Raw genomic sequence first — 11,122 nt, 5'->3', positions numbered from 1 at the left:
CAATCGGTCTTCTCGTTCAGTGACGGTGCTGGCGGGTGACGCCGGCGTCGAATTGCGCGACCACCTGCCGCCAGCCGGCTGCGATCAGCGCCTGGTCAGTGAGGTCAGTGGGGGCGGCCAGGTCTTTGCCGCGGTTGAGCCAGATATCCGGCTCGGTGCCGTGCACGCGCATCAGCAGTGAACCGCTGGTCGCGGGCGCCTGACTCAAGCCCAGGTACGCCGAGGGCGTGAGCAATTGCCAGTGATGGTCGCCACGGCTGACCGAGCTGGCATCCTGAGCGAATGGCGCGAAGCCTTCTTCGGCCAGTTGCTCAGGGGTTGGCAAGGCGCTTTGCTCCTGCTGGAGCAAGTGGATCTCGTCCAGCGTCACGCGCAGGTCGGCGTAGATGCCTTGTTCGCTGGCGCTCAGGTCGCGGCGCGCGTCCAGCTGGTGGCTGGGTACTGCGGTTATTTCCTGGGATTCACCGTGCAGCGCGACCACGGTGCCAGCCACCGCGAGGATGATCAGACACAGCAGCAGGACGTAAAGGGTTTCGTGACCGGCACCGGCGGGGCGTACAACCTGAGTCGTACTCATTGGGGCTGGATATCCGCTTGGTCGATTTCCACCACATGGCCAGGGCCCGCATCAAACAGCACGTAGAACTCGGCGGACGGTTTTTTGAAGGTCAGGGTCGAATCCTGGCCGAGCTTGCCGGGTACCAGGATGGTTTCGTCGTAGCCGATCACATCCAGGGTCACGCCGGGCGCGCCACTGCCATCGGAGAAGCCTCCCTTGCACTGGATCTGCTCGCCGGGGATTTCTTTGCATTCGCACATGGGGTTGTGGGCCAGCGCGACGCTGCTCAAACCGGCACTGATTAACAGTGCGGCGCAGCCACGGGTAAGGCGCTTGAACGTCATGGTTTGACTCCTTGCTTGTTCAGCCAGGCAACAGTGGCAGGCGAGGCCTGGCTCAGCGGGATGGAACCCTGGTGCATCGTGCCGTCCCAGCCTTCCATGGTGACCCACAGTTCGGCGTCGGCGGGCGTTCGCTCAGGCACGGGCAGAGCGGCGCCCATGCGGTACGGCGTGCCGAAGAAGATCACTCCCGCAGCCCGCAGGCTGCGCGGTTTACCGATACGCAGGTAAGTGGCTTTGACCTGGTCGGCACAGGTGGCGCACAGGGCGGCATTGAAGAACTTCATGGGGCCGGCCGGGTCGGGGCGCGGGCCTTCATTGCGGAACTCGGCGAGGGTCAGGCTCCAGGGGCCAACCTGCACGTCCCCCGCCACTCGTTCGCCGATGCCCGTGTCACCGCGAAACAGCGCGGCGTCGGCGAAGTACTTGGGCATAAAGCCCAGGGGCACGAGTAACAGCAGAACATTGATATGAAAGCGCCATTTCAGCCAAAAGGCCCTCAACGGCGTCGTCGGTGCGGTGGTAGCGACCTTTTTCATGGGTTAGCCTCCGAGGTTTCAGCCTGCATGGCGGCGATGGCCTGAGGTTGGCGGGGCGCTTTTTCACTGCGCTTGAGGGCATTGACGGTGGCCAAGGCCGTGCGCTTGGTCCAGATCAGCAGGCCGCTCAGTACCATCATGCTCAGCACCAGGCCAAAGAACGCCCAGATCAGCTTGATCCAAATGCCGCCGAAGTCACCGGTGTGCAACGGGCGCATGGATTCGGTGACGAACTCCAGGGCTGTACGGTCGGACAGCAGGTGCGAGACCGCGATTTCGCCGCTATAGGGGTTGAGTTGGGCAGTCTGGTACATCAGTGGGTACCAGCCGCGGCCGCCGATCTGCAGGTGGCTGTAGGCATTGAAGGGCAGGCGCACGAAACTCGCCTCCAGCCCGGGGATGCGCTGGGTTGCAATCTTGATGGCTTCGTCCAGGGGAATCATGGGCGCCGGCACGCCCGGTGCCGAGGCCGGTACTTTGTCGCGGGCGATTACCGGGACGATGGGTTCGCTGGAAATTGAAATCTGGTTGTCGGACAGGATCGCCTCGATCAGGAACCAGATACCGGTGATGGAAATGACCGCGATAAACCAGATCGACCAGATACCGCTGAGGCGGTGGAAATCACCCCAAAAGATCCGCGCGCCGTGGCGAAAACGCAGGGTTGGTTTGAAAAAGCCTTTCCAGAAACGCTTGTAGACCACAAGCCCGGTGATCAGCGAGGCCAGCAGCGGCAGGCCGAGCAGCGATACCAGATACCAGCCCCAGCTGTAGCCATTGGTGAAGGGCACCAGCCACCAACCGTGCAGCGCGCGGGTGAATTGACGGAAGTCGAACGACGGGCTGATGCCCTGGATCGCGCCGGTATAGGGGCTGACGTAGACCTCAACCGAGCGTCCGTCGGGGTAGCTGAGGTCGACGCTGAGGGCGAAGTGCGATTCATCCGGACGGCTGAGCGATTGGACGATTACCTGGGGCTCGGCACGCTTGATGGCGCTGACCACTTGGTCGTAGCTCAGGGGTTGCGCGTCATCCGACGGCTTGCTTGCGCGGATGTCCGGGTTGGCCAGCCAGACGATTTCCTGGCTGACCACGGCCAGGGTGCCGGTGACGCAGACGATCAGTACAAAGAACCAGATGGGTAAAGCCAGCCAGCTATGTACGAGAAACCAGAGTTTGGAGCGCGACTTCTTCGACATGTGAATGAGGGTCTTGATCGGAGGAGGGCGATAGAGGCCCAAAAAAGGCCGGTCGTAGCTTTTGCTGACGCGACTGGCTGTATCTAAGTTAAGACGGATGAGAATCAAAAACCCTTAAGCCTGATATGAAAGAAAATGTTTCAAGTTTGGAGGCAGTGGGTTTTTGCGCGTGGATCAGGCGCGAAAGGAGGCAAGGGAAGTCTGGAACCGGCGCTCATCAGGGGCAGGAGCGAGCAAGCTCGCTCCTATCCATCGGCCTTGCTGGAACATCTGCGCCGCGTGGCGGCGTATGTTGTCTTCAGACAGGTCTTCTTTGTGGATTGCAATGAACCACACGTGGCCGAACGGGTCCTTCAGCGTGCCGGAACGGTCGCCGTAAAACTGGTCCTCAGGTTCGGCGATCGACAAGAAGACTTAGCTGGGCTCCAGCAATTGCGCGCCCGGCCCGCGTTCACCCAATTGATCGTCCTGATTGCGCAGCGGACAGGCCTCCAACGACAAACAGCCGCAGCCAATGCAGCCATTGAGCTTGTCCCGTAGCAGCAATAGTTTGCTGATGCGCTCGTCCAAATCTTCGCGCCACGACGCCGACAGACGCTCCCAGTCTTTGGCGGTGGGCGTGCGGCCATCGGGCAGTGTCTGCAGCGCCTCGCCTATGGTTGCCAACGGAATGCCCAGGCGCTGAGCGATCTTGATCACCACCACGCGGCGCAACACATCCCGTGGGTAGCGCCGCTGATTACCGGCGTTGCGCCGGCTGGCGATCAGGCCCTTGGTTTCGTAAAAGTGCAGGGCGGTGACCGCCACGCCACTACGAGCCGCCAATTGGCCGACGGTGAGCTCCTTGGTAACCATGAAAACTCCGATTAAGCGCTTGACCTTGACTTAACTAGAGGTTTTACCCTGCGTGGCATCGAATCGCAAGATTCTGCCTACACAGAAAGGGGAGTATTCATGCAGGTATCAGAGAAGAGTCTCGGCTTCACTCAACTTATCGAATTTCATATCGAGCCCCTGCAACAGTTCGCCCTGGTAGCGGCCTTGTCCACCCAGAGCGAGCGCCTGGCCCAGGATCAGCGAGGGTTCTTGAGTGCCAGCGTGCAGGTCAGCGACGACGGGCGCCGGGTCCTCAATTATTTGCAATGGCAATCCCGTGCGGATGGAGAGGCGGCGTTCAGGCGCTTTGAGCGCGCAGGTGAGGATTTCTGGACGCTGATCCGCGTCCATCAGGCCACGGCCGTGACCTTTGGCTCGTTCCATGTGCTGCGCAGCTTCGAGCGCAGCCAAGACAACGCGTTGCACTGTCGCTTATATGGATAGGTGCAGCATCCGTTCACCTTGCACCGTTTCCCCGGGGCGGCGCTTGTTCACCGCCAGCTCGCCGATCTTGATCAGGCGGGTGCGCGTGACATTGCGGCTCAGGCCCAGCAGGTTGGCGGTATGCACCTGGTTGTAGTGGCTGAAGCGATAGCCCGCGCGCAGCAAGGCGTCTTCGACTTTTTCATGCAGGGCGCCGGCCTGTTCTTCGAAGAGCTTTTGAAATGCGCGTTCGAGCAAAGCTTCGGCGCTGTTGTCGCTGCCGTGTTGGCTGTCGTCCTGACGCTCGATGCGCAGGTTTGACAGGCGTAAGTCGTCCCGTTCGATCACGCCGTTACGGCAGATCAGCAGGGTGTGGTGAATCACGTTTTCCAGTTCGCGGATATTGCCCGGCCAGCTGTAGCTCTTGAGCTTGTGTTCGGCCTCGCGGCTGAGGGTGATCGGGCCGTAGCCCAGTCGCCTGCTGTAGGCTTCGATAAAGTGGAGGGTCAGCGGCAGGATATCGCCGGGGCGGTCGCGCAGCGGGCTGAGTTCCAGGCTGACCACGTCGAGGCGGTAATAGAGGTCTTCGCGGAAATGCCCCGCGTTAATGGCTTTTTCCAGTTGCACGTTGGTCGCGGCCACTACGCGCACGTCTATTGGAATGCTCTTGCGCGATCCCAGACGCACCACTTCGCGCTCCTGCAATACACGCAGCAGTTTGACCTGAATGGCCATCGGCAAATCGCCGATCTCATCCAGGAACAGCGTCCCACCGTCCGCCTCTTCGAACCAGCCGGCCTTGGCGCTGAGCGCACCGGTAAACGCGCCTTTTTCATGGCCGAACAGTTCGGCTTCCACCAGAGATTCGGAAAACGCTCCGCAGTTCACCGCCACAAACGGCCGGTTGCGCCGCGCGCTGAGGTTGTGGATATGGCGCGCCACCAGCTCTTTGCCCGTGCCGGTCTCGCCGATGATCAGCACGCTGGCTTCGCTGGGTGCCACTTGCTGGATATGGTCGAGCAACGCCTGGGATTTGGGGTCTTCGAAGACCTGTGCCGTGGCGCGAATAGAGGTCGCGAGGGCGGGCGAGGGCGGTAAGGTTAAAAGCTGCATGGGCACCTCTTTTTATGAGTAGAACGTTGCAGTCGACAGGACCTGGCCGCTAATAAATCGCGCAGGCGCTCGATCGTTGGCACTGGAGCCCAGGCGATTACCGAAGAGTCTTCGTACGAGTGCCCGGTAAGAATCAACGCGGCGTGGTAACTGCTGCTGTCAGCCGCTTGTGCTGCAGGTCCAACGCTGAAAATGCCGTTATCTGGCTGTTGATTTGTTGAATGCCTGTTGCCTGCGCAGCAGTGGTGGCTTGCCGTGGGGTCATATATAGAAGGTTACGGTTATTCCGTAAATGAATGTATTTGAATATTTATAGATCTTAAAGGAATATACATGGGCGCTATGGAGGCGCTCGCAGCGGTTGATAGCGACTATCACGGACGGTGATTTTTCACTGAGCAAGGCCGGGCGTAGCCTGTGTTCATCGACTCCTCCTCTCTTTCGCAGGGCCGCCGTCATGAACCGATTTTTCGTTGTTAGCTTATTGCTTGTCAGCTCTCTACTCGCGGGGTGTGCGACCCACCCCTCACCTGAGTCGCGTCCGTACACGGCCGAAGAAACGAAGCAACTGGCGCTGGAAGCGCTGAGCCGTCGTGGGTTGTCGTTTGATGAATATCAACAGCAGCGCGCCGCACTGAACGGTCAGCCACAGAAGCCTTTCGGCTTTGATCGCCAGGGCGAAATGAACGCTGAACGTAGCGTGACGTTGCATGGTCGTCCCAGTTGATCCCGCGCTCAATAACAAAAAGCCCGAGGCTTCCCTTAAGGAACCTCGGGCTTTTTGTTTGCCCTGGCGTCACTTCAGCCTGTTAAGCTGAATTTCAGGAGCGTTCCTACGCACATTTACTTAAAGTGACCCTTCTTCAATGGCATTCGATCAGGTAAACCTGACGTCCTCTGTTCCTGTCGATGCCCCTGAGACGCTGCTCTCGGGAACCTGCTCTGCGAGTCATTACGTCATGAATAAACGTCCTTTGTATTTCGACTACGCCGCCACCACGCCGGTGGATGAGCGGGTCATCCAGGTCATGGTCGAGTGTCTGGGTTTCAACGCCAATTTCGGTAATCCGGCCTCCAGTTCCCATGCGTTCGGCCAGGCAGCCCGGCATACGGTTGAGCAGGCGCGTCGCCAAGTGGCCGAGTTGGTAGGGGCCCGGCCTGAGCAGATCGTCTGGACCTCCGGTGCCACAGAATCCAACAACCTCGCCATCAAGGGCGTGGCCCAGGCGCGGGGCGTGCCGGGCGGGCATATCATCACCAGCCAGATCGAGCACAAGGCCACTTTGGACACCGCGCGCCAGTTGCAGGAGGCCGGCGTGGCCGTGACTTACCTGGTGCCGGATGCCGACGGGCTGATCAGTGCCGACGCGGTCAGTGAGGCGTTGCGTGACGACACCTTTCTGGTCTCGTTGATGTTGGTGAACAACGAACTGGGTACCCTCAACGATATTCCCGCCATCGGTGCGCGGGTACGTGAGCACGGCGCGTTACTGCATGTGGATGCGGCGCAGGGGGCTGGCAAAGTTGAGATCGATCTGGCGCAGTGGCCAGTGGATTTGATGTCGTTTTCCGCACATAAGGTGTATGGCCCCAAGGGCATAGGTGCGCTGTACGTCGGGCCACGGGCACAGCAGAAAGTGTTGGCGCAAATTCACGGTGGTGGGCACGAGGGAGGCTTGCGCTCCGGTACCCTGGCCACCCACCAGATCGCGGGTATGGGTGCGGCGTTCGCCTTGGCGGCACAATCGTTTGCCGAAGAAAAAGCGCTTATCGTCGCGCTGCGTCGCCGTCTTCTGGATCAGTTGGCCTTGGTGGCCGGTGTACGCCTCAATGGCAGCGCCACGCAGCGTATTCCCCACACCTTGAGCCTGACCTTCGGCGAAGGCGAATTCAATGCTGCGGCCTTGAGTGCAGGGATGGCGTTTTCCGCGACATCGGCTTGCAATTCTGCGAGCAATGCACCGTCCCATGTGCTGCTGGCGCTTGGGCATGACGCCAGCAGCGCCGGGCGTACCATTCGCTTGAGCCTGGGACGGTTCACTACGGAGCAGGATATCGACAGGGCCGTTCAATTGATCAAGGCCGCGCTCGCCAGTGCACCGGCGTTCTGGGCTGTTTGATTTTTTACATAATAATGATGAGTGGTTAGCAGGAGACACAATGAGCACGCAGTCTTTGACCCATGGAACGGTTCCCCAGCGCCTGGCGCGCACCCGTGAACTGATGAGCCGCGAGGGTATCAACGCCTTGCTGGTGCCGTCGGCCGACCCGCATCTGTCCGAGTATCTACCGGGTTACTGGCAGGGGCGCCAATGGTTGTCGGGCTTCCATGGCTCGGTGGGGACGTTGATTGTCACCGCAGATTTCGCCGGTGTGTGGGCCGACAGCCGCTATTGGGAGCAGGCGACCAAAGAACTCAAAGGCAGCGGCATCGAGTTGGTGAAGTTGCAGCCGGGCCAGCCCGGACCGCTGGAGTGGCTGGCCGAGCAGACGCCGGAAGGTGGCGTGGTGGCAGTGGACGGCGCGGTGATGGCGGTGGCTTCGGCGCGCACCTTGGGTGGCAAGCTGGCCGAGCGCGGCGCGCGACTGCGTACGGATATCGACCTGCTCAATGAGGTCTGGCAAGACCGTCCTGCGCTGCCGAACCAACCGATTTATCAACACTTGCCACCGCAGGCGACCGTCAGCCGCGGCGAAAAACTCGCGGCACTGCGTGCCAGTTTGCAAGAGAAGGGGGCCGATTGGCATTTCATCTCGACCCTGGATGACATCGCTTGGTTGTTTAACCTGCGTGGTGGCGATGTTTCGTTTAATCCAGTGTTCGTATCCTTTGCGTTGATCAGTCAGCAACAGGCCATGCTGTTTGTGACGCTGAGCAAAGTCGATGCTGACTTGCGCGCTGTGCTCGAGCAGGATGGCGTGACATTGCGCGACTACAGCGAGGTGGCGGGCGCGCTGCGTGCGGTGCCGTCGGGCGCCAGCTTGCAGGTTGATCCCGCCCGCGTGACTGCCGGATTGCTGGAAAACCTGGTGGCCGGTGTCAAGCTGATCGAAGGACTTAACCCGACCACACTGGCCAAATCCCGTAAGAGCCTGGCTGACGCAGAGCATATCCGCCAAGCCATGGAACAGGATGGAGCGGCCTTGTGTGAATTCTTCGCCTGGCTCGAAGGTGCGCTGGGCCGTGAGCGCATCACTGAACTGACCATCGACGAGCACCTGACTGCCGCGCGCGCGCGCCGCCCCGATTATGTGTCGCTGAGCTTCAACACCATCGCTGCATTCAATGCCAATGGCGCCATGCCGCATTACCATGCCACCGAAGAAGAACATGCCGTGATCGAAGGCGATGGCTTGCTGTTGATCGATTCGGGCGGCCAGTACTTGGGCGGCACTACCGACATCACGCGGATGGTACCAATCGGTACGCCGAGTGAGGAGCAGAAGCGCGACTGCACCCGTGTCTTGAAGGGGGTTATTGCACTATCCCGCGCGCATTTCCCTAAAGGTATTCTGTCGCCGTTGCTGGATTCCATCGCCCGCGCGCCGATCTGGGCAGAGGGCGTGGACTACGGCCACGGCACTGGGCATGGCGTAGGCTATTTCCTCAATGTGCATGAGGGGCCGCAAGTGATCGCCTATCAGGCCGCGACCGCACCACAGACAGCGATGCAACCGGGCATGATCACCTCGATTGAGCCGGGTACGTATCGTCCTGGACGTTGGGGCGTTCGTATCGAGAATCTGGTGTTGAACCGTGAAGCGGGCAAGACCGAGTTCGGTGAGTTCCTCAAGTTCGAAACCCTGACCCTCTGCCCTATCGACACCCGCTGTCTGGAGCCTTCGCTGCTCACGGCGGATGAGCGTGAGTGGTTCAATGCGTACCATACCGAAGTGCGTGAGCGTCTGAGCCCGCTGCTTGATGGCGCTGGGTTGGCGTGGTTGCAGTTGCGGACGGCGGCCATTTGATCGGTTGAACTTCCGCAGGCTGTTAAGGGCGTCGCGCTCGGGCGCCTAAGACTCGTTTGTCGAACGGCCGCGGCTGGGAAGGCATTAATAGGAGCAGCCGTAGGTGGCTGCTCGGGGGGGTTACTTACAAATAACGATCATGCTGCGGCTGGTGTAGCCGGCAGGATTGAGGCCGAAGGGATAGTCGCCTGGCTCCTCGGAATTGTCCCCGGACTTGGCGATAACCCGGTAGCCCTTGGTGCCGCATGAATTGGTTGCGCTGGTGTAGCACTGGTCCCAGGAAGAGGAGAGACCGGAGCAGTTGATGTGCAGCCCTTTTTTTCCCCGTTTTACCTCTGTCTTGGTAGTCGCAGCACAACCAGCCATGGCCACGACCATTAACAGTATCAAAATTCGCTTCATTCCTATCCTTAATAGCCGCTTCGCACTACATGAAGCCGGCTCTACTCGCTCTCGAGTGTAGCGTTCGTGCTGTCCTTGTCGAAAATCTCCATGAATGACATTCGTTTGCAGGCTAAACATGGCCTAAATGAGCAATAAATACCAGAGCTACGTTCAAAGATGATTCAGTCCGCGGGAACCAGCGGCCTGGACTCATCGCGCATCGTCAGAGTCGCACCCACCGACGCGAGGATAATGCAGGTGATGGCCAGCCATTGGGCCAGTGACAGGTGCTCTTGAAGGAAAAAAAGGCCCGAAAGCGCACCGAATGCGGGTTCGATACTCATAAGGGTGCCGAACGTGCGTGCGGGGAGTCGTGTCAGTGCAACCATCTCCAGGGTGTAGGGCAGGGCAGTGGATAGAATGGCGACGCCGATGGCGACGGGAATCAGGCCAGGGGTCAGTAATGCGCTGCCGGCATGAACGATTCCGATAGGCGCGACAAACAGGGCGGCGATCATTACGCCGAGGGCGGCGGTCTGAACACCGTTGTCGTTACCGGCCTTCTGTCCGAACAGAATGTAGAGAGCCCAGCAAACGCCGGCCCCTAATGCGTAGGCGGCGCCAACTAAATCGATACCGCTGCTGGCGTCCCCCATGGGAATCAGCAGGAGCAGCCCGATGATTGCGAGCCCAATCCACAAAAAATCCACTGCCCGGCGCGATGCATAGATCGCTACGGCGAGCGGGCCTGTGAATTCCAGGGCTACCGCGATACCCAGCGGCACACTGCGCAAGGACATATAGAAGAGGAAGTTCATACCGCCCAATGCCATCCCGTAGATGATCACGGTGCGCAATGAGCTGGCGGTCAACTTGGCACGCCACGGGCGCAATATAAGCAGCATGATCACGCTGGCAAAAATCAAACGCAGGGTCGTAGTCCCCTGTGCGCCGACAATAGGGAACATGCTCTTGGCCAATGAGGCGCCTGACTGGATGGAGGCCATGGCGATCAGCAGAAGACCAACAGGAAACAGTGCCGAGGTTAGACGGCGGGAGGAGATGGTCATGGGCTGGTCCGATGTCATAGGTGAATAGCAGGGGGCGCTATGATGCTCAACTGTCTGTGTTTGGGCAATATATTGCTCAGTCTCTTGTTGCTTCGCTCTCCTAATATAGAGGAGGTGGACGGTTTTAGCGTTCTTGATAGAAAAACCAAATAAATGGTTGACGCCAGATTCTGGAAGCCTATAATTCGCCCCACTTCCGGCGCAGTCGAAACGGAAAACTCTTTGGTAAACAATGAGTTAGGCAGTTTTCGGCAGTAGGGTGCTTCAGTTCATCGAAGCCAAAAGGAAGTTGAGAAAGAGGTGTTGACAGCAGCGTGTAACGCTGTAGAATTCGCCTCCCGCTGAAGAGAGATCTGAAGCGCAAGTGGTTGAAGTTGTTGAAGAAATCTTCGAAAGCTTCTGAAAATAATCACTTGACAGTAAATGAGGCTGCTGTAGAATGCGCGCCTCGGTTGAGACGAAAGCTCTTAACCAACCGCTCTTTAACAACTGAATCAAGCAATTCGTGTGGGTGCTTGTGGGGTCAGACTGATAGTCAACAAGATTATCAGCATCACAAGTTACTCCGCGAGAAATCAAAGATGTAACCAACGATTGCTGAGCCAAGTTTAGGGTTTCTTAAAAACCCAAAGATGTTTGAACTGAAGAG

The 11,122-nt window shown here is 59.1% G+C and carries 12 protein-coding genes and 2 pseudogenes; 4 read left to right on the top strand and 10 right to left on the bottom strand.

The annotated features are described in order from the left end of the window. Window positions 1-16 precede the first annotated feature (16 nt). The 6 genes and pseudogenes from KZX66_RS24810 to soxR form a co-directional block, all read right to left on the bottom strand. On the bottom strand, window positions 17-577 hold the full coding sequence (locus KZX66_RS24810; protein WP_248083857.1) for a DUF6162 family protein: 561 nt from the start codon (window positions 575-577) through the stop codon (window positions 17-19). Next, window positions 574-903 (bottom strand): hypothetical protein, encoded by a 330-nt coding sequence (locus KZX66_RS24805; RefSeq protein WP_248083856.1) that lies wholly within the window; start codon window positions 901-903, stop codon window positions 574-576. The genes KZX66_RS24810 and KZX66_RS24805 overlap by 4 nt, the downstream gene beginning before the upstream one ends. Then, window positions 900-1,439 (bottom strand): thiamine pyrophosphate-binding protein, encoded by a 540-nt coding sequence (locus KZX66_RS24800; RefSeq protein WP_248083855.1) that lies wholly within the window; start codon window positions 1,437-1,439, stop codon window positions 900-902. Before KZX66_RS24800 ends, KZX66_RS24805 begins: the two co-directional genes overlap by 4 nt. Continuing rightward, entirely contained in the window at window positions 1,436-2,638 is a 1,203-nt protein-coding gene (locus tag KZX66_RS24795; RefSeq protein ID WP_248083854.1) for a PepSY domain-containing protein, read from the bottom strand. Before KZX66_RS24795 ends, KZX66_RS24800 begins: the two co-directional genes overlap by 4 nt. A gap of 255 nt (window positions 2,639-2,893) precedes the next feature. Then, window positions 2,894-3,040, bottom strand: a pseudogene (locus KZX66_RS24790) (VOC family protein); the annotation flags it as partial. 12 nt (window positions 3,041-3,052) lie between these two features. Further along, a complete protein-coding gene (soxR, locus tag KZX66_RS24785) occupies window positions 3,053-3,493 on the bottom strand; it encodes a redox-sensitive transcriptional activator SoxR (RefSeq protein ID WP_248083853.1) in 441 nt (146 codons plus the stop codon). A gap of 99 nt (window positions 3,494-3,592) precedes the next feature. Between soxR and KZX66_RS24780 the strand changes: the two genes are divergently transcribed. Next, the gene (locus KZX66_RS24780; RefSeq protein ID WP_248083852.1) at window positions 3,593-3,958 is read left to right on the top strand and encodes an antibiotic biosynthesis monooxygenase; all 366 of its coding nucleotides are present in this window, start codon (window positions 3,593-3,595) and stop codon (window positions 3,956-3,958) included. Here KZX66_RS24780 and KZX66_RS24775 read toward each other — a convergent pair. Together KZX66_RS24775 and KZX66_RS24770 are read right to left on the bottom strand one after the other, a co-directional pair. Continuing rightward, entirely contained in the window at window positions 3,947-5,050 is a 1,104-nt protein-coding gene (locus KZX66_RS24775) for a sigma-54 dependent transcriptional regulator (protein WP_248083851.1), read from the bottom strand. The two genes, KZX66_RS24780 and KZX66_RS24775, sit on opposite strands and share 12 nt — an antisense overlap. Before the next feature lie 41 nt (window positions 5,051-5,091). Beyond that, window positions 5,092-5,223 (bottom strand): annotated as a pseudogene (locus tag KZX66_RS24770) (alkanesulfonate monooxygenase); the annotation flags it as partial. Between the two features lie 284 nt (window positions 5,224-5,507). Here KZX66_RS24770 and KZX66_RS24765 point away from each other — a divergent pair. The 3 genes from KZX66_RS24765 to KZX66_RS24755 all read left to right on the top strand — a co-directional run bounded on the left by KZX66_RS24765 (window position 5,508) and on the right by KZX66_RS24755 (window position 9,019). Further along, window positions 5,508-5,777: a hypothetical protein gene (locus KZX66_RS24765; RefSeq protein WP_248083850.1), complete on the top strand. Its 270-nt coding sequence runs from the start codon at window positions 5,508-5,510 to the stop codon at window positions 5,775-5,777. A 232-nt stretch (window positions 5,778-6,009) separates the two neighbouring features. Then, window positions 6,010-7,170: an aminotransferase class V-fold PLP-dependent enzyme gene (locus tag KZX66_RS24760; protein ID WP_248083849.1), complete on the top strand. Its 1,161-nt coding sequence runs from the start codon at window positions 6,010-6,012 to the stop codon at window positions 7,168-7,170. Window positions 7,171-7,210: 40 nt separating this feature from the next. Further along, the gene (locus KZX66_RS24755; protein WP_248083848.1) at window positions 7,211-9,019 is read left to right on the top strand and encodes an aminopeptidase P family protein; all 1,809 of its coding nucleotides are present in this window, start codon (window positions 7,211-7,213) and stop codon (window positions 9,017-9,019) included. A gap of 120 nt (window positions 9,020-9,139) precedes the next feature. On the opposite strand, the gene KZX66_RS24750 is transcribed toward KZX66_RS24755, so the two are convergent. Then, complete coding sequence (locus KZX66_RS24750; protein WP_248083847.1) at window positions 9,140-9,421, bottom strand: hypothetical protein; 282 nt, start codon at window positions 9,419-9,421, stop codon at window positions 9,140-9,142. A 164-nt stretch (window positions 9,422-9,585) separates the two neighbouring features. After that, window positions 9,586-10,473, bottom strand: coding sequence for a threonine/homoserine exporter RhtA (gene rhtA, locus KZX66_RS24745; protein ID WP_248083846.1), 888 nt, complete (start codon window positions 10,471-10,473; stop codon window positions 9,586-9,588). Window positions 10,474-11,122 lie beyond the last annotated feature (649 nt).

The sequence above is a fragment of the Pseudomonas sp. EYE_354 genome (assembly GCF_023148575.1).
Classification (GTDB): Bacteria; Pseudomonadota; Gammaproteobacteria; order Pseudomonadales; family Pseudomonadaceae; genus Aquipseudomonas.
The sequence above is the reverse complement of the archived record's forward strand: the minus strand, read 5'-3'. Positions and strand labels throughout refer to the sequence as shown.

What these genes read in the sequence shown, in the direction of transcription:
- KZX66_RS24805 (WP_248083856.1), bottom strand. Translation starts at nt 903, where the DNA reads ATGACGTTCAAGCGCCTTACCCGTGGCTGCGCCGCACTGTTAATCAGT.
- KZX66_RS24750 (WP_248083847.1), bottom strand. Translation starts at nt 9,421, where the DNA reads ATGAAGCGAATTTTGATACTGTTAATGGTCGTGGCCATGGCTGGTTGT.
- KZX66_RS24810 (WP_248083857.1), bottom strand. Translation starts at nt 577, where the DNA reads ATGAGTACGACTCAGGTTGTACGCCCCGCCGGTGCCGGTCACGAAACC.
- KZX66_RS24760 (WP_248083849.1), top strand. Translation starts at nt 6,010, where the DNA reads ATGAATAAACGTCCTTTGTATTTCGACTACGCCGCCACCACGCCGGTG.
- KZX66_RS24780 (WP_248083852.1), top strand. Translation starts at nt 3,593, where the DNA reads ATGCAGGTATCAGAGAAGAGTCTCGGCTTCACTCAACTTATCGAATTT.
- KZX66_RS24765 (WP_248083850.1), top strand. Translation starts at nt 5,508, where the DNA reads ATGAACCGATTTTTCGTTGTTAGCTTATTGCTTGTCAGCTCTCTACTC.
- KZX66_RS24775 (WP_248083851.1), bottom strand. Translation starts at nt 5,050, where the DNA reads ATGCAGCTTTTAACCTTACCGCCCTCGCCCGCCCTCGCGACCTCTATT.
- KZX66_RS24800 (WP_248083855.1), bottom strand. Translation starts at nt 1,439, where the DNA reads ATGAAAAAGGTCGCTACCACCGCACCGACGACGCCGTTGAGGGCCTTT.
- KZX66_RS24795 (WP_248083854.1), bottom strand. Translation starts at nt 2,638, where the DNA reads ATGTCGAAGAAGTCGCGCTCCAAACTCTGGTTTCTCGTACATAGCTGG.
- KZX66_RS24755 (WP_248083848.1), top strand. Translation starts at nt 7,211, where the DNA reads ATGAGCACGCAGTCTTTGACCCATGGAACGGTTCCCCAGCGCCTGGCG.
- rhtA (WP_248083846.1), bottom strand. Translation starts at nt 10,473, where the DNA reads ATGACCATCTCCTCCCGCCGTCTAACCTCGGCACTGTTTCCTGTTGGT.
- soxR (WP_248083853.1), bottom strand. Translation starts at nt 3,493, where the DNA reads ATGGTTACCAAGGAGCTCACCGTCGGCCAATTGGCGGCTCGTAGTGGC.